Genomic DNA, 21941 nt, shown 5'->3' with positions numbered 1-21941 from the left:
TCCGGCTCCGCTTCGCGGAAAAAAGCGCGCCTATTCTGCCGCCTGGGGCCGGCTTGCGGCGGTCGCGCCGTTTAGATGCGTCTTGAAGAACGGCACCAGCTTTTCCAGCGCCAGGCGCACGGGCTCGGGCTTGTCGTAAAGGTCGTAGTGCGACCACCCTTCGACCACCACCAGTTCCTTGTTCTTGGAGGCAGCGCGACCATATAGCTCCATGTCGCGATAGGCGCCGAAGCCTCCCGGCTTGTCACCAAATACAAGTTACTCGGCAATACCGGTGACGACTATATCGATGGTGGTTGTGGCAACGATGTGCTGCGCGGCGGTGACGGCGATGACATTGTCTTCGGCGAAGTTCGGCGCGCGCTGATTCCGTTCTTGGAATGGAGGCGTATTCCGGATCGGATGGACATGATCGATGTGCGACTGCGTCGCAATTGGCTGGGTTCAAACGAACATGCGACGCTGAGGATACCGCGTGGTTACATATTCTTTGTAGCCGAACCACAAAAACAACAGAGTGACGCGGGCCTTCCGCAGCGGGTTGACGTTACTAGAGTGGCCGTGGCCATAATTCATGACCGCACGGAGTCCTGTGTCGCTCGCCTCAAAGACCTCAAAGCGCAGAAAGACTCTGATTTTCCGCTCCGGGATACAATGCGAGCGGAGGTTGCCACTGTCAGGCTAGGCTACACCGTTCCTCCCCCCGGCAGGTAGCCTAAAGCGATACGAGAGTTCGCAGTACGTCAATCGGGGCTCCTTTGAGGGGCTCATCGCGACCAGATTAGGGTCGTATGTCGTATGGAGCATCTATCGAACTTTATTCGCCGAATAATACCGAAGAGTTTTTTGCCGCCAGATGTTCCGAACCGACAAATCCCGATTTTTGGTGCACTTATGAGTTTGAAGTCTGTGACCACATAAGTGCCGACGCCAGCTTCATGGACCTGCGCCTGCACGGCGGCGTGCGTTATGCCAATGAGCGCGTGCGCTATCTGAAGGCGACGATTCGATCCTGGATAACGTCTTGTGGCCCAAATGAGGAGAGCATTCGATGACCGTCAGCCAACTGACCGCTGCCGATATCGCTGAACTCAACAATCTTCGCCAACTATTGCTGCGAATTCCGGTTAGCCAGAGTCAGTATCACGGTTTGAGTCTCGCCTCATGCGGCTTAGCAGCGAGGCGGCGTCATGGAGCCGCCCGGCTTCATAAATGAGCTGCTCGATATCCATGGAGACCTCAACACCCTCACCAATTGCGTCGTTCTGGACACAGGCCTCGGCGGCCTTGGCAATGCGTGTAGCTTCGCTCAGGCGGATATGAACCTCGGCAATGATGAGCTTGATCGCTGGTTCTAGGTTGGTGCGCTCCATCGGGCCCTCCGCAAGAGTTGAACCGACTACCGCTCTGTCGCCGCGCGATGTCGAGCGGAACCTGGATAATCTTGTGGCGAAGATCGCGGGTATCGGATCACGATGTGATCGCAGGCGCCTGAATACGGGGAGAGTAGACTATTTCGCCGATGCGCGCCGGGGTTTGGCCGGTGGCTTTCCTGCCATCAGATCTCGCAGCAGTTTGACGGGATCGGCGCCAATGGCGCGCACGATCGTCACGAATTCGATGACATCGATCCGGCGTTCACCGCCTTCATACTTGGCGACAAAGGACTGGGGCCGCTTCAGTCGGCGCGCTAGCTCATGCTGGGTTAGGCCGGCCTGCTTGCGGGCAGCCACCATCAGGGCGCAGAGGGCGGCCTGATCTGAGGAGTGGACGGTTTTGCCGATCCCGCGGGCGGAAATGGTCATCGCCCGGGCAAGCTGATCCCGAGACGGGATTATCCCAAAAAAAGGATTATATTAACTCTGACCTGATGTTCTGATGGGGCTACCTCGCTTTGGAGTGGATACAGGCGCGCAGCGAAGCAATTGCTGTGGCCATGTTCACGCGAGCCACGGAGGTTACACATGCAGCTCAATCAACAGATCTGGCGGGTCGGCCAATCACCCGAGCGTCTTCCAGAAGCCAGGCTTGCCTCGGAACGGCAGCTGGAAGAGATGATCGTGGCAAAACCCGAGATCGTCTCCGACCAATGGATGATCATCGGTCAGCAGGAGGATACCGGATTCGGAGGGCGGATCGATTTGCTGGCGATCGCGCCGGACAGCTCCCTGATTCTGATCGAGCTCAAGCGTGGCCGGTCGCCGCGAGAGGTGGTTGCTCAAGCGATCGATTATGCCACCTGGGTCGAGGCGCTCGACGCCGAGGCCGTGGCGCGGATCTATTCCCGGTTCAAGAAGGGTGGGGACCTTGCGAAGGATTTTGAAGCAAGATTTGGCGTAGGCCTCGATACCGAAGTCTTCCCTCATCAGCACCAGATCGTCATTGTGGCGGCCTCGCTGGATGCCAGTTCCGAGCGGATCGTGTCTTATCTCAGCAAGCGGTCGGTCGCCATCAATGTGCTCTGCTTCGAGGTCTTTGAATGCGGGGCCGAAAAACTCCTCAGCCGTGCCTGGCTCCGCGATCCCGCGGAATCACAGGCTGCCAGTAGCGCGACCACCTCAAGATCGCCGCCGGGGCCCTGGAATGGCGAGTATTATGTCTCATTCGGAGGCGAGGGCCGCTCCTGGGAGGAGGCGGTCAAGTATGGCTTTATTAGCGCGGGCGGCGGCACCTGGTTTACCAACACCCTGAAGTTGCTGAAGCCCGGGGACCGGATCTGGGTCAAGATTCCCCGCACCGGTTACGTCGGCGTCGGCCGGGTCACCGGATTCTCCACGCCACAAACAGAGTTCTGCGTCAACGTGGATGGCAAGCAGGTGCCGGCTTCGGATGTTCTGGCCTCAAGCCAAGCGCCGGATGACCCCGAGAAGATGGAGCACTTCGTCCCGATCGAATGGGCCGAGACCGTTCCGGAAGCCAACGCCATCGACCAGCCGGGCCTGTTCGGTAACCGCAACACTGTCTGCGCGCCCAAGGTCCCGGCATGGCAGACCACTATCGATCGGCTGCAGCGCGCGTTTCCAAAGTATGACTCGGTCTGAGCTAACCGGCCAGAATTCTCGATAGGACAAGGCTCGCGGATCGTCTCCGCGAGCGATCGTTACCAAACATGCCGCGCCCACCTCATCGAGGTGTCGTATCCGGTGATCTCATAGGCCGGGCCTGGGCGATGCTATCGACCTGATCGTCGTGCCGCGAGTGAGGGAAAGCGAATAGTTCTGCCTCCAGATTCGTTAGCCACGAAGCCGAGATCGGCAAATGGACCTTTCCGCTTTCATACTGGTAAAAACAGTCCTGGACCGGACGAGATCGAGGTGTGGCTCACCGCGCCGGCGGGAGAGGGCGCTGAGGCTGCAGCACCGTCGGCCGGATGGCGCGTTGCAGATCGTCGCACACGGGGTGAAGCAGGATGGCGAATTAATGGTAGATGGCGTAGCCTGCCCGCCGTGTTGGGCGACTGCGTTCAACCGGTCGAAGCGGACTCATCGTATTCGGGCCGTTGAGCGGTTGAGGAAAAGCGCTATATCGCGGCCATGAAGGTTTTCGTCAGCTCCCTCATTTCCGGATTTGGGCACGAGCGGCAGGCCTGCCGTGGGGCGATTACCGCGCTGCGGCACGAGCCCGTGATGGCCGAGGATTTCGGAGCCAGCCCGCATTCGCCGCAGGTCGCTTGCCTGCAGGGCCTGCGGAGCGCGGACCTTGTCGTGCTCGTTCTGGGCCAAAGCTATGGCCAACCCCAGCCCGGCTCGGGCCTGTCGGCAACGCATGAAGAATATCGCGAGGCCAAGGGCCGCAAGCCAGTGATCGCTTTCGTACAGGAGAGTATGACGCCTGAGCCCCAGCAGGCGGCATTCATCAGGGAAGTGCAGGAGTGGGAAAACGGGCTGTTCCGCGTCGGGTTTAGAGCGCCAGATGATTTGCGGGACGAACTTATCCGGGCGCTGCACGACTACGACCTCGCCCGCGCGGTCGGGACGGTTGATCCTAAGGATCTGGTCCAGCGCGCGAAAGAGCTCTTGCCGAAGGACGAGCGCCACAGCTCACGAGTGGCAGCCATCTCCCTCGCCGTTGCCGGGGGCCCGCAACAGCAAATCCTACGTCCGGCCGAGATTGAAGCGCCTGTCCTTGGGGAAGCCCTTCACCGCGAGGCACTATTCGGTGCGCGCATTTTCTTCCGCAATCTGGGTGTCGAAACCGGCATGGATGGTGACTCGCTCGTGCTCGAACAGCAGGGCGGCGGACGCATTCAGTTGGAGGAGGATGGCGCGATTGTGCTTCGCATCGCGCTTGAGGAAGCCGACCAGCGGCGCAACAACCACATAAGCTTTCCTGCGGTCATTGAAGAGACGGTGCTTGCGAGCATCACCGCCGGACTCAATTATGCGTCGTGGTTGCTTGACCATGTCGATCCGACGCAGCGCTTGTCGCATATCGTCTGCGCCGTACAGATCGAGGCAAGCGACTACATGGCATGGCGCACGCAGCGCGAACAAGATGCCAGCCCGAACGGTGGAACGATGTCGATTTACCGGAATGAACAGCGTGAGCCGGTCTCGCTGCACAAGCCTCGTCCCGCGCTGCGGCTAGACCGACAACGCATTGCGGAAGATTTGCTGGTGCCGTTGCGCAGGCAATGGAAGCGTTCATGAGAGGGCCGGCATGCTAGCTCCCCACGAGTTTTTGGTTGGCCCTTTGGCCCTCGCCTCGGGCATAACCCTCCTGCTGCGCCGCGACGCGGGGGAAGCTTCTTTTCTTGTTACGTCTGCGCCGGGTGAACCGACCGCAATTTTCCTCGACGGCCAGTACCGGTTTTCATACATGCCGAGCGCTGGCAATGACGATTGGACAGGAGTTCTCGTGCCCAACGTTGCCATCGAAATCGACGAGACAAGCATCCTCGATGCTAGCGAAGGCCAGCCGCTTGGAGTACTCGTTCGCAAGCATACCCGCCTCTCCATCCGAGCCCAACGCGACCCGCATCGGAGTGTATCGACAATTGCCATTGTTGCTGACCTCCCTGCGTGCCACGAAAACGAATCCGCCGCCTTCGCGCGTTGGCAGATTGTTGTCGGCGAGGGGCTATCAAAGCGCGTTCTCAAAACATTCGATGCTCGCGAGGCGGCGGCAGCCTGACCTGCGAACGGGCCATCAACCGAGCATGCGATACCACGCTGCCTACGGCGTGTTTTCCGCAAGGTAGCGATTGTAGTCCGGGCCCTTCCACCATGTCGGGCCCGTTCGCCGAGGGCACGTCGGGCTTGTCGGCGCTATCGGCTGCCCATAAGGCGGATCAACTATACGAGCCGATCGAGAATCAGCAACTTAAGTAGCGGGACGGCTTACGCATCCTGTGAAGAGCGTTGCCAATTGCGCCCGCTCGGTCCATGTGCAATTCTCCTGGACATAGGAACGGGCTGCTGAGTCATCCATTCGCGCGTGATGAACGCGCCCGCCATTTCAACCCGATTTATGAATCGCGCGACGTGCGTGTACGGCACTTGGTGGGGACAATTCCTTGGCGCGCAAGATCGATTCGAACGAGACAAACAACACATCCGCCAAGACTAATAACATTTTGGCCAAGACTTCGATTGCGCCGGACTTGTTGGCTGTCATGGACGGCGGCGTTCGGAAGAAGCCAGGCAAAATAGCCGCTCAAGCGAAGCGGCCACCTGTGTTGAACGTGATCATCGAATTCAATCGGGATTTCGTTGGCGGAATTGGGGGAGCGCGGCTGACATTGCTGGACGCTTTCAGAAAGGCCCGCAAGTTTCCCGATTTTGCGGGCCTGATCGACAAGCAGCTTCTTCCCGCACTCACGGGGGCGCAGCCTGTTCTCGATGAGTCGCTGTCCACTCTTTTCAATGATGCTGACTCCATCGATATCGAGAAATCGATGTGGACGGACAACTACGTGTTCGCCAAGCTGACGCGTGAGACGATCGGCAAGCTCTCGGAATGGAAGTTGCTCAATCCGACGCCGACAGCGCCGAACAAGCCGATCAATCTCATCTACAAAATCTGGCATGATCAGACGATCACGCGCTGCGTGTATGAGTCGGTGAGAACGATCAAGTGCGATGCCGCACGCAATACCTTTCGGGCATCGGGAAGGGGAATCGTTTGGGCAGTGGCCGACACCGGCATCGATGCGACTCACCCGCACTTCAAAACGCTCAAGACGATCGAGGTGCCGGGCGGGCTCATGCACAAGGATTTCACCGAGAGCCATCCTTCGCCCGAAAAGTCGGCGGCTGCGGCGCTCACCGATAAGGCTGGTCACGGAACGCATGTCGCCGGTATCATCGCCGGACTGACTTGCCGACCTCACGACAATGAGCCTGCTGTTGCCACGGCCGTCGAGAAGATCGTCGTCAAGACGCAGGTCCGAGACAGCAACGGCAATGTCGAGACCGTGGATCGCGAGTACACCGAGCCAATCGCCGGGCTGGCGCGCGATTGCAAGCTTCTAAGCTTGAAGGTTCTGACCGACAGTCAGTCCGGCGATCTCAGCAACCTGCTGGCCGCGCTCGGCTACATTCAACGGTGCAACGACAATGGACGGAGCCTCAAGATCCACGGTGTCAATCTCAGCCTTGGCTATCCGTTCGATCCGGAGTGGTTCGCTGCCGGCCAGAGTCCACTGTGCGTCGAGGTCGACCGGCTGGTGCGCTCGGGCGTCGTTGTCGTTGCGGCGGCCGGCAACGGTGGTTACGGAATCGTGAGCAACTATGCGGGCCAGGGGGAACGCGCGTCGCACATGGGGACGATCGCGGATCCAGGCAACGCCAGCCTCGCGATCACGGTCGGCTCGACCCACCGCGACATGCCGCATGCGTTCGGCGTATCGTTTTTCTCGGCCAAGGGACCGACCTCGGACGGGCGGATGAAGCCCGATCTTGTTGCGCCAGGCGAGCGCATTGTGTCCTGCGCGGTGATGAACGACAACGCCGGCACAGAGACCATTGCGCTGTTCCGTGAAGATTCTGGGACCAGCATGGCGGCACCGCACGTCTCAGGCGCGATCGCCGCTTTCCTGTCAGTTCGCAGCGAATTCCGGGGCCGTCCCGAGGAGGTCAAGGACATACTGGTCGGGTCCGCGACCAACTTAAAACGACGACCCGAGTTTCAAGGCGCGGGCCTGCTCGACCTGATGCGCGCCCTACAATCCGTCTAGAGGAAGGCCACATGAGCAACGTTCCGTCAATCTGGCTGCAGTTCGACGAAACCGGCGCAATCGATCCAAGCGTGGCCGCGCAACTGACGCAACTGCTGAACGCGCCGGGGATTGAAGATCTCGTGGTGATCTCACACGGCTGGAAGAACGACAAGGCCGATGCGGCCAAGCTGTACGGCACGCTGTGGGACAATGCCTGCCACAATCTTCCCGCCGGCCGCGCCGACAAGATCGTCGTTGCAGGTGTCCTTTGGCCGGCCAAGGCCTACCAAACGGACTTCGACGAGGCTGCGCTGGCGGCGGCCAATGCAGCCGGCGCGCTCTCGACCGGGGGAGGCGGCGCAGGTGCCGATCTCTCACAGCAGCAGTTCGAAGGTCTCTTGGCCGAGTTCGCCAGTTTCATCGGCCCTTCCGCAGCCGGCACCATCGCGGCCGCGCGCGTTGCGGCCAAGCAGCTGAATGCGACGGTGTCGCACGATCTCGTCAAGAAGGGCGCAGCCGCTGTATCGATTGACGCTAAGTCGCCCGATGCAGAACTCAAGCGCGATTCAACCCGGATTGCTCGGGCCTCGGCCGACTCCACGGAGTCCCAGCTGCTGCTTGGCAGTCTCGCAGCGCCGCCCTTGCTGAAGGTCGCACCGAAGGCTCAGTCCACCCTTGGATTGGGCAGCATGGTGCAGGGACTGGTCAATGGCTCGCGCGCCGCCGTCGGCCGCTTTCTGAACCAGCTCACCTATTTCGAAATGAAGAAGCGCGCCGGCGTCGTCGGAGTCAGCCTTGTCGACAACGTGCTTGCCAAACTGACGCCCGCTCGCCCCATTCGCCTTCATCTGATCGGCCACAGTTTCGGAGGACGGCTGGTTACGGCCGCGGCCGATCGCTGGGCCACGCTGCCGAATGTTCAGCTGTTTTCGCTCGTTATCCTGCAGGGGGCCTATTCCCACAATGCCTTGTCCACGCAGATGTCCGGTGCATTCCCGTCGGTGATAGGCAAGCCGGTGGGTCCGATCGTCATCACGCACACCCACAACGACCTGGCCTGCACTCTCGCTTATGCAATTGCCTCCCGGCTCTCGCGTGACAACACGCAAAGCATTGGAGATGCCAGTGACGAATTTGGCGCGATGGGCGCCAATGGGCCCCAGAGGATCGCCCCAGGCGCGAGCGAGCCCGACAACACGACGACGGCTTTCGCTCCCAAACGAGGCAAAATCAACACCTTTCTGGCGGACACATACATTCTCAAGATCCCGGAGAGCGATGCGCATAATAACGTGACCAACGAAACAGTCGGGAAACTGCTAGCCAGCGTGATCCAGGCCTGATCGGACGAAGCAAATTTCGCGGAGGGACGCGTTTCGGTTTAGACCTGAAAAGTTCTACGGCCTCGAAGTTCGATCTATCGAAGCTGGCTACGTCGGCGTCGGCGTGTCACCGGATTCTCCGCGCCCCAAACAGAATTCAGCGTCAACGTGGATGGCAAGCAGGTGCCGGCCTCGGATGTTCTGGCCTCAAGCCAACCGCCGGATGACCCTGAGAAGATGGAGCCTCGATTGAAGCTGCCGGAACGCCCGGGCGGCGGTGAGGTCGTGATTCTCATCGCACCAAGCCTTCATTTCAGGTCTTATGAAAACTGCCACGCGCCAACCGCTTGACCCTGAAAAAAGCTTGAGCTCTCAATCAGGCATTAGCCGGTTCAGAGCGTTCGGCCTGGATTTCTTGAAATGACTTGCCTGCACTTTCGAGGATGGCTTCAAGGCGGCATGCTGTGCGCAGCCTGCGGATAATGACGTCGCAATACAATGGATCGATTTCGATCCCATAACCGCGACGGCCCGTCTGCTCGGCCGCAATCAAAGTCGTGCCGGAACCGGCAAAAGCATCGAGGACAATGCCCTTTCTATGCGAACAATCCCGGATGGCATCTGAAACCAGCGCGACCGGTTTGACCGTTGGATGAAGGGCAAGGTCAGAACGATCGTTACCGAAGCTGTTCACGCCAGGATAGTTCCAAATATTGGTGCGGTAGCGGCCGTGCTTGCCGAGTTCAACGTTGTTGATGTGAGGGCTAGTCCCTGATTTGAAAACGAACACGAGTTCATGCTGAGAACGATAGAGCGATCCCATGCCGCCATTATTTTTGGCCCAGACACAGATATTTTTGAGTTCATGATAGGCATTCTGGCCGGCTTGCAGGATTTCGTCGACATGACGCCAGTCCATGCACTGAAAGTGGATCGAACCATCGACGGAAAATTCCGCAGGTTCGTAAAAACAGATGTCAGGAACGCCGTGAACTCCGATTGTGACATCTCGCCCGATGCCATTGCGAACTCCCGGTGCTGCACGCTGCCCAAACCTCCAACGTGACCCGCGATCGGAACATTATAGGGCGGATCGGTGAACACCAGCTGCGCGCGGACTTCGCCCAACAATCGCTGATACGTCTCCCGTTGCGTTGAATCGCCACAGATCAGGCGATGGCTGCCGATTTGCCAGATATCCCCGAGCCGCGTCACGGCAGGACCTGAGGGAAGCGGAATGTCCGTATCAGTAGGTTCGTTGCTGTTGGCGATGGCGAGTTCGCCGATCAGAAGATCAATTTCCGGCAGCTCGAACCCCGTTAAACTGACATCGAAATCGATGTCGAGGCTGCTCAAATATTGAAACTCCAGCCCAAGTAGGTTGCGATCCCAGCCGGCATTTTCGGCAAGCTTGTTATCGGCGATTACATAGGCGCGGATTTCGGATTCGCTCATCGCAGATAGGCGCACCGTCGGAACCTGGCTCAGGCCAACGAGCTTGGCGGCTGCGACGCGGCCATGCCCGGCGATAATCCCGTTGGCATCATCGATCAGAACTGGGTTAGTGAATCCAAACTGCGTGATTGCTCGTGCAAGCTGGTCGATTTGCTTCTTGGAATGAGTTCGGGGATTGCTCTTGCGCGGATTGAGGGCTGCGATGTCCTGATAAACAATGGTCAGGTTGGATCTGTTAGCCGATAGTGAGCGTAGCATTACGTTTTTCGGCCTGCGCGGTCCATTCTTCTGGCGTCAATGTTTCTGGAACGAGAAGGACGCCGGTCCGCTGTACCTCTGCTGCTGGAGTGAGCTTGGCATGGATCCGTGCAAGTTCGGTGATCATTGACGGCACGCCTCGAGCTGCCTCTCTTTTCAAAACTTCCAACACATGTCCGAGGACAGTCTGCTTTATTTTTCTTTCTCCATACGAGATTTGCACCTTCTTCAAGGCAACTTTCTGAGCCACTTTCGAAAAGCTGATTGAATTTCGCGGTCGACCTCGCGGGTTTCCCGACTCTCCCTTGAGAAACCGATATTCGATCGGGGGCGGCTTGCGGCCGCCAGAAGGTGTCGATTCGTCAGGCATTGGCGCGCCCCTTTAACTTTCGGTAGAGCTCATCAATCCGGGCCCTATCGTTTGCGTATTCGGCTTTGGCGGCGGCGAATGTTTCGGGGTCCCAAGGCGGATATCCCAACTTGCTCATCAGGACAAAAAAGGCCGCCGTGGTGAAGCCCTTCGGAATAACTAAGGAGCCCTCGGTTTGCCCGTCCACGGACGCGTTTAGCAATCCAGCTTTTTCAAAAATCCTGAGTACGTTTTTGACGGCTTGCGGCTTACCCCTCAGGGCCTCTCTAACGAGAGAGTTTATGCCGGCCTCAAAGGGATGTAGCGCGATTGTCCTGCCCCCGCGTTGTGCCCTCAATGGTTGATCAAGCTGTTTTGCAAATTCTGGAAGTCGGCGTTTCCAAGTAGCCTTCTTACGCCCGCCCGAATTGCCTGCCTTGAATTGATGTTCGACTGGCGGCTTCTTGTAACCGACGGAATACTCACGGGGCATGGACTGCTCCTCGATTTGGAGTCGGCATAAAAAAAGCGCGGCTCCGGTGAAAACCGAAAACCACGCAATCTGCCCATGCAGCGTCGAGGTACCTTAAGAATAGCTCCGACCCATGCCGGCTCTCTATTCACAACGGGGCGGCGCAACGACCCATGCCGCATCATCGACACCCGTCTCAGGCCCTCGGAAAATAGAATGATTTGCCGCGTCGATCAAGTCCTGCGGCAAGCCGATCAATCGAGCGCTACTTGGTGCGCAATGCTGCTGCCGGTCTTCGCGCTGGCTCGCTTTAATTTCACGCAGGTCCCGTCGCAAATTCCCGCCCGGCTTTCGTGGGAATTTATAGCGTAAGTCCCTAAAAATACGCCGTTGTTTGCCATGTCATATGCGCGAAAACGGCCAAATTTGCGTTTTTGCCCTGTTAATTCCCGTAAAGCTGGAAAGACCCGTTCGCATCCGACTGCGTCCGCCACCACCCAGTCTGTTATTTCTCAGATTTTCAGAGACTGATGAGAAAGGCCCGCTAGTGGCGGGCTTTTTCGTATTCTGATCTGCGGAGGGTCGGTCTCCGTAACCCGTCTGGGCGGGTTTTGGGGTTCTGTCTCTGCGACGCAATTTCCCGTTCCTGGGAATTGGACGGACGGGATAAGGCGCGCGGTTACCGGTTCTCAGAATCGGGAGCGCCTGTTGGTGCCAGGCCGAGGCGCCTCATCTGCTGAGACCATTCAGCCGGCGCATCGCGAAGGGTAGCGACACCGATCCCGCGGGGAAAACGTCCTTCAACGGCTGCTGTGACCAGGGCCGGTGCAAGGAAGGCGAGGGAGATGGTCATATTAATATGTCGGGTGCTGCAATGCTGCCGAGCGGCGAGGCTTTCGATTGTTTCGCGGCCGTCGACGATCTCCTGAAGCCAGAGACGGCCGCGGCCGATCGAGCGGATCAGAGCCGACCGGCGTTCGGCCTTCATGGGCCGAGCGCGATGCTCTGGCGTACTCGCCGGCAGCAAAATCTCCCGGGCGGGCCTTGATGGTTTCTTCCAGGGCACGACGATGGTGCGCGAGGCGACTGCGTGAGGTTCAGCCGGATCGGGATCGTAGTGATTCTGGGTCCGTTGGATATCGTTTTCGTCAAACCTCAGATTGATCGCCAACTGGTTCTTGCGAACCTCAATCCGAGTGACAAACCGCTCAATCGTCTCTCGAGACAACGTATCGGTCGAAAGCGATTCATCCATGTCCGTGTTGGCGATGACCGCCTTGGAGATCGTGACCTCGATCTCGGACGCAGGCACGCGGGTGACAGACCCAACAGGCTCATCCGTTTGACCCCGGATACAGGGCGCAGAAACGTAATAGCGATGTCGAACGCGGTCCCGACTGGAGTAGGTCAAGATCATGCGATGACCTGCGTCATCAAACAGAAGTCCTGCAAGGAGGGCACAAGTTCGGATACGTGTCGTCGTGCGATGTGACCACTGTTCAGTCAGCCTTTGCTGAACGGCATCAAACAGTGTGCGGTCGAGCAAGGCCGGCTGAGGTCCAGGCAGAATTTCTCGCTTAAATTTGATCTCACCCAGATAGAAGCGGTTCCGCAGCATGTAAAACAACGGTCCCTGCGTGAACGGCACACCTCCTCGCGTTCCGCCTGATGCCAGCTGCCGGACCTTGGACTTAAAGCCTCGTTCTTTGAGGTCCTTAACCAGGCGGTTGACGCTGCTGAGTTCCAGATAGCGCTGGAAAATCAGCCGAACGGTATTGGCCTCTTCCTCGTGAATGTGAAGCTGACCTTCCTTGAGGATGTAGCCTAGAGGAACCATGCCACCGACCCACAGCCCCTTGCGTTTAGAGGCTGCAATCTTGTCGCGGATGCGCTCCGAGGTGACCTCCCGCTCAAATTGAGCGAAAGACAAAAGGACGTTGAGCGTCAGTCGTCCCATTGATGTGGTGGTGTTGAACTGCTGGGTTACCGAGACAAACGAGACGCCATGGGCATCGAACAGTTCGACCAGCTTCGCGAAGTCAGCCAAAGCGCGTGTCAGCCGGTCCACCTTATAGACGACGATGATATGAATCCGATGGGCCGCGACATCCGCTAGTAACCGCTGCAGGGCAGGGCGATCGGTCGATCCGCCCGAAAAGCCGCCATCATCATAACGAGCCTTGACCAGCGACCAGCCTGCATGCGCCTGACTTCGGATATAGGCTTGGGACGCATCATACTGGGCATCCAGCGAGTTGAACTCCTGATCAAGGCCAGAGTCGGTGGATACCCTCGTATAGATCGCGCATCGGACGACCCGGTTGTCGGCCGGCTTCATGTTCGTGCCTCCTTGCCGTTTCGGGCACGCAGACCAAAGAAGCGCGGTCCATTCCAGTTCGTGCCGGTGATGGCGAATGCAATCTTGGACAGGCTGTCGAAGGTCTTGCCCTCAAACGCGAAGCCGCCTTCGACGACCATCACCCGATAAAATTGGCCGTTCCATTCCCGCGTCAGCACAGTGCCGAGCACCATAGCTTGCTTGCGCTGATCCTGGGCTGCTACAAGCGGCGAAACTTCGTTCAAAGACTGCACGGTAGCCGCACGCTTCAGAAGTTGAATCGTCGCAGCATCGAGATCTCCAAGCACATCGGCCTGGATACGATAGGCGAGAATGCCGAACAGCAGATGTTTGGGCAGGTGCTCGGGGGCAGACCGCCCCAGCACACTCTGCCAGCGGCGCTGTAGGCCAATCAGGTCGAAACGGCGCAGATGCGCAATCTCGTCCTCCAATGACAAGTTCAGCCTTCGACCGATAGGCTTTCGTGATCCTGGATTTCGCGCCATGGCATCAGGCCGCAGCCTTGCCAGGCTTTGATCCGGTCGACGCGGCAGATGCGGCGTTTCCAGTGATTTTGTAGATCCGACCGGATTCAGTAGCTTGCGATATCAATGTCAGCTTAAGCTTCTTCCGTATGATACCAGCGAAGAAGCTGCGCACCGAATGCTGCTGCCAATTCGTGGCCTTTATGATGTCGTCGATCGTTGCCCCCTCGGCCCTCATCAGCATCTCGATGACCCGGGCTTGCTTACTGCCGACGCGATGCTTCACCGGTTGATCCAACGATTGGGCTGGTGCTGATCTGCTCTTCTTGACGGGTCCAACCTTGGTGGTCTTGGTCGATGAAGGGCGCGCCGGCTTTGCGCGGCTGGGCGCCACCGCTGATCGAGATGAAGTTTTGCGGGATTGTGATTTGGTCATGTGACGGCTCCGGTTGGTGCAGCATCATCGCTGCCACCACCGAAGCCCCGTCACGGCGAACACGCCGGCGGGGCAGGCCGTTAAGTGGCCGAAGCAGGCACTCAACTTGCCGACAGTACCGCTCCAATCGCCCGGCAATGCCAGTGATTTCTGAGCAATCTTGTTGCTCATTCCAAACCTTCTCTGCATCGCCACCGTAGCGAGAACGAACACTCAAAGCCTTCTGCAACAGCTTAGGCTGGCTCACCCACCTAAAAACGTCTGTTGTTTGGGAAACGGTATTTTCCAGCGGTGGCTCACCGCGCCGGGAGTGTCCTTCCCCTGTTAGGACTGCCGAGCAGCGGGCAGGGCGTCGTTGCTCCAAAATCGAAACACCGCCGCAACATGTCGAGCCCGGCGCGAGGCGGGCCAGCGGTTGCTTGCCGAATGGCAACCGGAGACAGTGCCACTGGTGAATTGGTGCGCGGTCTTGGAGGTTGGCTGGGTGAGTCGTGAGGGATGGCTTTACCGACCGTGTCGCAGCCATGGGGTTCGCGAAGTTGGTCAGGGTTTTGAGGCCGACCCGTAAAGCGACGGGGTCATTCTTCAAGGTTGAACTGTCGCCATAGCGATGTCACAACAATGCCCGGGTGCTCGCTGCATTGGGGTAGCGACAGGTCAAGCGATGGTCGGGCCGCCACGCGGGACGCGTGCGACCCCATGAACGAGAGCCCTTCATTTAACGATCTGCCGAAAGCCCAGCGGCTGGCGGAACGGGCCTTTAGGACCCTTGATCAATTCCTGCATGTCGAGGCTGTCAGCGGCATTGTGCTGTTGGCGGCGGCGGTTGTGGCGCTGCTCTGGGCCAACTCTCCTCTCGCCCAAAGCTATCACGACCTTTGGCATCTACCCTTCTCGATCAGACTCGGAACTTTCGTCTACGCGCAGTCTCTGCATTTCTGGGTCAACGACGCGCTGATGACGGTCTTCTTCCTGGTTGTCGGGATGGAAATTCGGCGCGAGATTCATGAAGGGGCGCTGAGCAAGATCAATCAGGCGGCACTCCCCATCGCTGCGGCGATCGGGGGCGTAATCGCGCCAGCGCTAATCTATGTGAGCCTCAATAGCGATCCTGCTAGTGTCGGGGGCTGGGCGGTGCCAACCGCGACGGATATCGCCTTCGCGGTCGGCGTGCTGGCTTTGTTGGGACGCTCTATCCCGTCCAATGTAAGGGTATTCCTGCTGGCACTGGCGATCATTGACGACGTGATCGCAGTTCTGATCATCGCCTTCTTCTATTCCGGCGGACTGGACCCGAGCGGGTTTGCGATTGCAGGGGCTGGCATCATCATGGTGGTTGCCCTGCAACGGATCGGTGTGGGTTCAGCCTATGCTTACGTGATCCCGGGCGCGGTTGTTTGGATCGGCCTGTTGGTGACCGGCGCTCACCCGACTTTGGCCGGAGTGGTTCTCGGCTTGATGACGCCGGTGATTTCCATACCCATGCGCGAGCAGCCGATCGACGTATTGTCCCGCATTGCCGCAGAACTGCGTGGCCATGACGCGGTACCCGCGAAAGACGCGCGTCGTCTGGCCCAGCCCCGGCGGCAGTTGCGCCTCGCTAATAGGGAAATGTTACCGCCGGTGGTGCGCGTGCAGACAGCACTGCATCCCTGGGTCGCCTACGGCATCATGCCGATCTTTGCCCTAGCAAACGCGGGCGTCAGCCTTGATGGAATCGACCTCAGCACCGGCGGCGCGCAACAGGTCATGATCGGCGTCGGCGTCGCCCTCGTCGCGGGTAAGCCGCTCGGCATCATCGCCATCACATGGTTCATGGTGCGGTTGGGTTGGTGCAGGTTACCACCCGGCGTGACCTGGGAAGGGATCGCCCTTGTCGGCCTGCTCGCCGGGATCGGCTTCACCATGTCCATCTTCATCGCCATGCTTGCCTTTGCCGACGAGAACCTACTGGCTGGGGCGAAGCTCGGCGTGCTGTTGGGCTCTTCGGTAGCTGCGATACTCGGGCTTGGCTGGGGTGCCGCCTGCGTTCGCGGCAAAACGAAACGCGATCGCGATCGTTAGCAAACGCCGCGAACGCACGTCGACCGATATGCGCTGAAGCCGAACCCGGATCAGGAAGCGGCGCGGATCGAAGGCGATCGAAGCAACTCCTTTTGGTCGCTGGATTTCAGCCGAACGCGCGAAACGGAGCGACCCAAATCGACGATCGGCAACCCTCCGGTCATCGATCGTGCGATGCCTTTGGCCAATCAAGCACGTCTGAAAATAATTCTCGGAAACGCGCAATTGAAAGCATTCGCGGCCGCTGCACGACTCTGGCGCTGTCGCAGCCGGATGCCTGCAACGCCATGGTTAGCGTGTCGGTGACGTCTTCCGCCTTCATCGTGGTGCACAGCTTCCAGGCGATGATGTAGCGAGAGAAGTCGTCGAGCGCGGTCGACAGGTAGAACCACCCCCATCCGCTGACCTTGAGATAGGTAAAATCGGTCTGCCAGAGCTGGTTCGGCGCTGTCGTCTTGTCGTGGAACTCGTCGGCGGCCTTGATGACGATGAAGGCCGGGCTGGTGATCAGGTCATGGGCCTTGAGCAGGCGATAGACCGAAGATTCCGACACGAAGTAGCCCTTGGTGTCGGTGAAGGTGACCGCCAACTCCCGAGGCGATAGCTCCGGCTCATTTAGCGCCAGCTCGATGATCTGATCTCGCGTCTCCTCGGGAATGCGGTTCCAAACCCGGTTCGGCCGGGGCCTGCGATCCTCCAGCGCGTCGATACCGCCAGTGAGGAAGCGATCATACCAGCGATTGAAGGTCGACCGTGGAATACCAAGTTTTTGCAGCGTGCGCCGCGCCGACAGGCGCGACTGCTCGACCAGCCGGATGATCTCCAGCTTCTCGGATGCGGGATATCTCATTCGTTGCCGCCCCCATCCGCGATCATGCTTTTTAAGCAGCCGCAGCTCCAGCGCCTGTTCGGCGACGACCTCCTTGAGATCGCGCGCCTCCTTGCGCAGCACTTTCACCTCGTCGCTGGTGGCCGCCCGCGCCGTATCGCCGGCAAGCCGTTTCTTGCCGGCTTCCAGGAACTCCTTCGACCAGTTGTAATACAGGCTCTCAGCGATGCCTTCGCGGCGGCACAGGGCGGCGATCGACTCCTCACCGCGTAGGCATTCCAGTACGATGCGGATCTTCTCTTCGGCCGAATACTGCTTGCGGGTCGCACGGCGGATGTCCTTGATGACCTGCTCCGATGGCGCTTTCCCTGTCCCGGATTTCTGTCTCATCTTCGCTCCTTTGAAAGGCTACGATGAACCAGAAATCCTCCGTTCGCAGTTAAGCCGCTTTGGTCCCATCAGCGCTGACGCCGGACAGATAGGGAAGATTCTAATCTAGTCCATTTTCCGAAGGGCTGATCTTTGCCGCGCGCCTCCACCGCCAAATCTGAAAGCTTGTGACAAAGAGAAAAAGCGGCACGAAGCCAACGGCAAAGACCAGAAGACGACCGAACAAGCCGAAGGTCGATCCGTTATGCAACCAGAGTTGTCCGGTCATATAGCGGTCGCCCAGCGACATGGAGTCAGGCGTGCGGTCGTGCGCGAGTGCACCCGTCCAGGGGTCGAGCCAGATGGCACCGCGGGTGCGAAGGGCTGGATCGGAGCCCGGTGGGCGCAACAGGATACGCCAAGTGTCGCGAGTCTCGTTCGGCGGTGTCAATTGCGCTATCTCGTAGCCGGGTTTGGCGGTGCGCGCCGCGAAAATAATCGCATCAGCGGACAATCGTGAGGTTTCGTTGGGAGGAGAAGACTTGACGGTCGGTGACGGGTCAGGGTTGGCCGTTGAGATCAAGCCGACCAAAGGTCGGACGACACTTGGAAACACGATCCCGATACCCGTCACGGCGATCAGAGCAAGCAACGGCAAACTCCAGAAGCCCGCTGTATTGTGCAGATCGCGCATGAAGCGTTGCGCGGACACGTGTCTGCGGATCGAGACAGAGCGCCAGAATCGGACTCGCTCCCGCCACCATAGATACAGGCCCGAGCAAGCCATCCCAAGCAGTAGGAATCCGATCGCTCCGACAAGCTCGTGACCCCACCAGTCATAGAGCAGAAGATTGTGGTGCATGCGATAGACGGTGAACGCAAAGCAGTTGGTGTAGTCGCGCCGACCTAACACCTTCCCATTTGACGGATCGATCATGGTGGTCCAGAGCTTCGGATATTGACCTTTCTCCGTCGCGTGGGAGTGGATGACGATCCAGACCGGCCAGGTCCGGTCAGGAGCGATGACGGATCGGATCGGCGCCTGATCCGCGATGGCCGCAATCCGCATGACCTCGGCGGCCTTGAGACGGTGCTGAGGCCCGGCCGGAGTGTACAGGCTCGGATTCAATGCTGCGTCGATCTCGCGATAAAAGACGACGAAGCTGCCCGTGAGACCGATCACCACGAGAAGGATGCCCAGGCTCAGGCCAAGCCAACGATGCAGCCGGACGAGCGCAACGCGCAGCCTTCGGGAATTCGTGGAAGTCCAAGCTGCTGTTGTCTCCGAACGGTCGTTCACAACATCACTGTCTCACGGCGACTTCAAAAGTCGATGCTCGCCGAGATCCGGTAAGTGCGCGGTGTACCGGGGGTGAGGAAGCCGCGTCCCGTCGTTGCCCAGTAGTCTAGCCCGAAGACGTTTTCGACCGCCGCACGCAAGGTCAGCAGCCTGCCGTCGACTTTAGTGACGTAGCGTGCCCCGATGTCAGCCCGGGTCCAGTCAGGTATCTGCTGCGTGTTCGCCTGATCGTAGAATTGCCGCGAGGTATAAATGACCCTCCCGGTCAGGGTCGCCACTCCCGAGGTTCGCCAGAAGGGCAGATCGTATTCGCCATACAGGTTGAATTGAACATCCGGAACGCCAACCGCGGTCCTGCCGTCGAATTGGCCGCCAACCGTCTTGGTCTGCACGCCGTCGATGAGGGCCACGCCACCGAGCAGACGCACTCCGGGAGCGACTTCACCGAAGGTGTTGAACTCCAATCCGCGATTACGTTGCTCGCCATCGACCGAGAAGATGTTGGTTGCCGGATTCGTAAACCCGTTGGGCTGTGTAATCTCAAACGCTGCTACACTCACACCCACAGTCCCGAAGTCATACTTGGCGCCGACTTCGATCTGCTTGGCCACAATCGCAGGAAAGACCTGGCCGACATTGGCGGTCCCGACTGGCGCTATTCCACCCGACGTTAGGCCTTCGATGTAGTTGCCGTAAAGCGACAGGTTGTTGATTGGCTTTACTACGAGAGCCACGGCAGGAGTGATCGCCTCGTTCTGCGGGCGTGAGGTCACGGCACCGGTCCTATTGAAGTTGGCAACATCGATTCCCTGCCAGCGCCCGCCCACGGTGAGGAGCACGCGATCATCGAGAACCGACATTGTATCTGCGATCGCGACGCTTTGATTGATCCGCCGCGAAGCAAGTGGCGCATCGTGTGACAGGCCCGTCGCGCTACGCGGAGCCACATAAACCGGGTTATAGAGGTTCGACGTAATCAATGATCCGACATTGGTAGCGGCAGTTCCGTTGTCTTGCCACAGACCGGTGGCCGACATCACGGTTGAATGTTTCACCACTCCGGTGGCGAAACGGCCGCGCAGCCCAACCTCTCCGGTTTCGCGATCGGCATCTTGTACGGTGAGGGCCGGTTGTGACGTGAACCTGCCCAGTGCGTTCGTGAGTCTCAGAGTTCCACCGAAGAAAGTCTCGTCAGATTTGCTGCGACCGTAAGCTCCGTACAGCGTCCAGAAATCATTGAGGTCATACTCGGCGCGTAGCGCAGCGTATTGATGGTTCGATTGATAGTATTCCCAGGGCTGCTGCTGGTTGATCCAGAGTAAGGGTGAATCCGGGATAGGAAAGCCCGGGTTCACCTGCCGCACGCGTGTTGGCGCCTTCAGGTTCTGCTTCTGAAAACCGACATCCACCGTAGCCCGGAACCGTTCGCCACGGTAGTCGAGAGCCGCCGCGCCGACGCCGAATCCATCCGTCTGGAAGGCAATCGGCGTCTGGCCATCGCGATAGGCACCATTGAGGCGAACGCCCCACTCCTTGTACTCGCCAAAGCGCCGGCCGAAATCGACGGCCGTCCCGACATTTCCGTTTGACACGAAGCCCGTCGTCAATCGCGTGATCGGATCGTCGGTGGCACGCTTCGGAATGAGGTTGACTGTCCCGCCGACATTTCCGAACGGCGAAATTCCATACAGCAAGGCGCTTGCCCCCTTCAGGATTTCCACACGCTCGATAGGCTCTAGGGCAGGACGGCGCGTATCGGTGATGCCGAAAAGGCCGTCGAACGCGAAGTCACTCGCAAATACCGGGAAGCCGCGGATCAAAAACCCATCGATTCCGCTATAGCGTGGTGAGTTCGTTCGCACCGAGGGATCGTTGTCGGCGACATCGCTGATGGTGTTGGCCTGCTGGTCGCGGATTAGCTTGCTCGTGTAGCCCGTCGTGTTGAACGGCGTATCGAAGACATTGCGATTGCCTAACATGCCGACGCGTGTGGTGGTCCCGACCTGGCCGCCGGCATAGGGAGCCGGCAGTTGACCGATCGTGCCGGTCGAAGGCGTGAGATACGGGACAGCCGGCGATCTCACCGGAGTGGCAACGCGCGAAACAGCAGTCGATCTCGCCGGAGCGGTAGCGCGCCGAGCAACACTGCGCGGTTTCCTGTTTGCGGCCTTGGGTGCGGTGACCGTCACGGTTGGATCATCCACCCAAAAACGCTTCCTCTACAGCATCATTACGTGTGCAGATAGGATTCGAGCATAGAATTATTATAAACAGAGCCGTTGCTGTGGAATGTATTCTGTCGCGCGTCCAGCGGAGCCGTAGGACGGGTGTGTGTACCGAAAACTTAAACACGGGCGTAGCGGTGATGAAGTCCGCCAAGGATGGCATGTGATTTGATGCTTCCGGTTCGCTGAACCGAGCGAGAAACCGGCGCATCCTTGTCCAAAGATCGATGGGTTCTGACACGGTTGTAATAGTCGGCATAAAATTTGAGTATCCGTCGCAGATGCGCCTCGCCCAAGACAATGATGTGGTCCACACAGTCACGCCGGATCGATCCGACCAGCCGTTCGGCAAAGCCATTTTTGCCAAGGTGAAGCTGGTGCAGTGGGCTTGTCCCGGATGCCCATGGCGCGCAGTCGGCGTGTGACGACCGCGCCATAGATTTGATCCCGATCGCGGATGAGGTTTTGGGGCATCATCCCAAGGGAAGGCCTCCGTTATCTGACGCGCAATCCACTCCGCTGTCGGATTTGTTGTGACGTTGATCCAGACCATGTCTCTGCGGTCGAGCCGGACGATGACGAAGGCATAGAGCAGGTCGAAACCGATAGTCGGGACAACGAACAAGTCCATCGCGGCAATTTCCGGCGCGTGATTACGCAGAAAGGTCCGCCATCCTTGGCTGGGCGGTCCTCGCCGTTTGATCATTGGCACCGACGTATGTTGCTGCGCTTGCGGATGCTTGGACTGGCCAGGAATCGGCTGCTTGCTGTTCACCGAAGGCGACGACTGTGCATCGGGCGTGCCGGGAAATGATTGCACGGCTGACTTATCACCGGGCGATGCCGGTGTCCGCGGGGCGACGACAGCCCGGTTTGCACC

General features: G+C 58.9%; 21 protein-coding genes and 2 pseudogenes. 8 read left to right on the top strand and 15 right to left on the bottom strand.

The genetic code is table 11. The features are described from left to right. Positions 1-30: 30 nt before the first annotated feature. Positions 31-213 (bottom strand): hypothetical protein, encoded by a 183-nt coding sequence (locus tag ACZ5IL_RS19890; protein ID WP_464594178.1) that lies wholly within the window; start codon positions 211-213, stop codon positions 31-33. Positions 214-219: 6 nt separating this feature from the next. Here ACZ5IL_RS19890 and ACZ5IL_RS19885 point away from each other — a divergent pair, with 6 nt between their 5' ends. After that, entirely contained in the window at positions 220-714 is a 495-nt protein-coding gene (locus ACZ5IL_RS19885; protein ID WP_464596949.1) for a hypothetical protein, read from the top strand. A 77-nt stretch (positions 715-791) separates the two neighbouring features. Then, entirely contained in the window at positions 792-1055 is a 264-nt protein-coding gene (locus ACZ5IL_RS19880) for a hypothetical protein (RefSeq protein WP_464594177.1), read from the top strand. Positions 1056-1127: 72 nt separating this feature from the next. Here ACZ5IL_RS19880 and ACZ5IL_RS19875 read toward each other — a convergent pair whose 3' ends face one another. Next, positions 1128-1373, bottom strand: coding sequence for a hypothetical protein (locus ACZ5IL_RS19875; protein ID WP_464594176.1), 246 nt, complete (start codon positions 1371-1373; stop codon positions 1128-1130). Positions 1374-1511: 138 nt separating this feature from the next. Beyond that, on the bottom strand, positions 1512-1805 hold the full coding sequence (locus ACZ5IL_RS19870; RefSeq protein ID WP_464594175.1) for a helix-turn-helix domain-containing protein: 294 nt from the start codon (positions 1803-1805) through the stop codon (positions 1512-1514). 159 nt (positions 1806-1964) lie between these two features. Here ACZ5IL_RS19870 and ACZ5IL_RS19865 point away from each other — a divergent pair, with 159 nt between their 5' ends. The 5 genes from ACZ5IL_RS19865 (at position 1965) to ACZ5IL_RS19845 (ending at position 8502) form a co-directional block, all read left to right on the top strand. Beyond that, positions 1965-3041: a hypothetical protein gene (locus ACZ5IL_RS19865; RefSeq protein WP_464594174.1), complete on the top strand. Its 1077-nt coding sequence runs from the start codon at positions 1965-1967 to the stop codon at positions 3039-3041. Between the two features lie 492 nt (positions 3042-3533). Beyond that, on the top strand, positions 3534-4649 hold the full coding sequence (locus ACZ5IL_RS19860; RefSeq protein WP_464594173.1) for a DUF4062 domain-containing protein: 1116 nt from the start codon (positions 3534-3536) through the stop codon (positions 4647-4649). Between the two features lie 10 nt (positions 4650-4659). Beyond that, on the top strand, positions 4660-5133 hold the full coding sequence (locus ACZ5IL_RS19855; protein WP_464594172.1) for a hypothetical protein: 474 nt from the start codon (positions 4660-4662) through the stop codon (positions 5131-5133). Positions 5134-5515: 382 nt separating this feature from the next. Continuing rightward, entirely contained in the window at positions 5516-7177 is a 1662-nt protein-coding gene (locus tag ACZ5IL_RS19850; RefSeq protein WP_464594171.1) for a S8 family peptidase, read from the top strand. 11 nt (positions 7178-7188) lie between these two features. After that, complete coding sequence (locus tag ACZ5IL_RS19845) at positions 7189-8502, top strand: hypothetical protein (protein ID WP_464594170.1); 1314 nt, start codon at positions 7189-7191, stop codon at positions 8500-8502. A 355-nt stretch (positions 8503-8857) separates the two neighbouring features. Here the strand turns inward: ACZ5IL_RS19845 and ACZ5IL_RS19840 are convergent, their stop codons facing one another. From ACZ5IL_RS19840 to ACZ5IL_RS19805, 8 genes and pseudogenes are all read right to left on the bottom strand, one after another. Then, positions 8858-9400 carry a DNA-methyltransferase gene (locus ACZ5IL_RS19840; RefSeq protein ID WP_464594169.1) on the bottom strand — a complete coding sequence of 181 codons (543 nt, stop codon included), beginning with the start codon at positions 9398-9400 and terminating at the stop codon, positions 8858-8860. Positions 9401-9963: 563 nt separating this feature from the next. Further along, positions 9964-10194: pseudogene (locus tag ACZ5IL_RS19835) on the bottom strand (ParB/Srx family N-terminal domain-containing protein); the annotation flags it as partial. Continuing rightward, complete coding sequence (locus ACZ5IL_RS19830; RefSeq protein ID WP_464594168.1) at positions 10172-10564, bottom strand: DUF5681 domain-containing protein; 393 nt, start codon at positions 10562-10564, stop codon at positions 10172-10174. The pseudogene ACZ5IL_RS19835 and the gene ACZ5IL_RS19830, both read right to left, overlap by 23 nt. Continuing rightward, positions 10557-11036: a DUF5681 domain-containing protein gene (locus ACZ5IL_RS19825; protein WP_464594167.1), complete on the bottom strand. Its 480-nt coding sequence runs from the start codon at positions 11034-11036 to the stop codon at positions 10557-10559. The genes ACZ5IL_RS19830 and ACZ5IL_RS19825 overlap by 8 nt, the downstream gene beginning before the upstream one ends. A 658-nt stretch (positions 11037-11694) precedes the next feature. Beyond that, positions 11695-13353 (bottom strand): recombinase family protein, encoded by a 1659-nt coding sequence (locus tag ACZ5IL_RS19820; RefSeq protein WP_464594166.1) that lies wholly within the window; start codon positions 13351-13353, stop codon positions 11695-11697. Continuing rightward, a complete protein-coding gene (locus tag ACZ5IL_RS19815; RefSeq protein WP_464596948.1) occupies positions 13350-13805 on the bottom strand; it encodes a DUF2924 domain-containing protein in 456 nt (151 codons plus the stop codon). Before ACZ5IL_RS19815 ends, ACZ5IL_RS19820 begins: the two co-directional genes overlap by 4 nt. A gap of 58 nt (positions 13806-13863) precedes the next feature. After that, on the bottom strand, positions 13864-14274 hold the full coding sequence (locus ACZ5IL_RS19810; RefSeq protein ID WP_464594165.1) for a DUF3489 domain-containing protein: 411 nt from the start codon (positions 14272-14274) through the stop codon (positions 13864-13866). 24 nt (positions 14275-14298) lie between these two features. Continuing rightward, positions 14299-14445 (bottom strand): hypothetical protein, encoded by a 147-nt coding sequence (locus ACZ5IL_RS19805; RefSeq protein WP_464594164.1) that lies wholly within the window; start codon positions 14443-14445, stop codon positions 14299-14301. Positions 14446-14973: 528 nt separating this feature from the next. Here ACZ5IL_RS19805 and nhaA point away from each other — a divergent pair. Next, positions 14974-16338: a Na+/H+ antiporter NhaA gene (nhaA, locus tag ACZ5IL_RS19800; protein WP_464594163.1), complete on the top strand. Its 1365-nt coding sequence runs from the start codon at positions 14974-14976 to the stop codon at positions 16336-16338. 184 nt (positions 16339-16522) lie between these two features. Here the strand turns inward: nhaA and ACZ5IL_RS19795 are convergent. From ACZ5IL_RS19795 to ACZ5IL_RS19780, 4 genes and pseudogenes are all read right to left on the bottom strand, one after another. Beyond that, positions 16523-17557 (bottom strand): annotated as a pseudogene (locus ACZ5IL_RS19795) (IS3 family transposase); the annotation flags it as partial. A 100-nt stretch (positions 17558-17657) separates the two neighbouring features. Further along, positions 17658-18836, bottom strand: a complete 1179-nt coding sequence (locus tag ACZ5IL_RS19790; RefSeq protein WP_464594162.1) for a PepSY-associated TM helix domain-containing protein — start codon at positions 18834-18836, stop codon at positions 17658-17660. A 23-nt stretch (positions 18837-18859) separates the two neighbouring features. Beyond that, positions 18860-21040 (bottom strand): TonB-dependent receptor, encoded by a 2181-nt coding sequence (locus ACZ5IL_RS19785; RefSeq protein ID WP_464594161.1) that lies wholly within the window; start codon positions 21038-21040, stop codon positions 18860-18862. A gap of 140 nt (positions 21041-21180) precedes the next feature. After that, entirely contained in the window at positions 21181-21498 is a 318-nt protein-coding gene (locus ACZ5IL_RS19780; protein WP_464594160.1) for an integrase core domain-containing protein, read from the bottom strand. Between the last annotated feature and the right edge of the window lie 443 nt (positions 21499-21941).

It is taken from the genome of Nitrobacter sp. CN101 (genome assembly GCF_055390255.1).
Note: the sequence above shows the minus strand (reverse complement) of the source record. Positions and strands in the feature narration are given on the sequence as shown.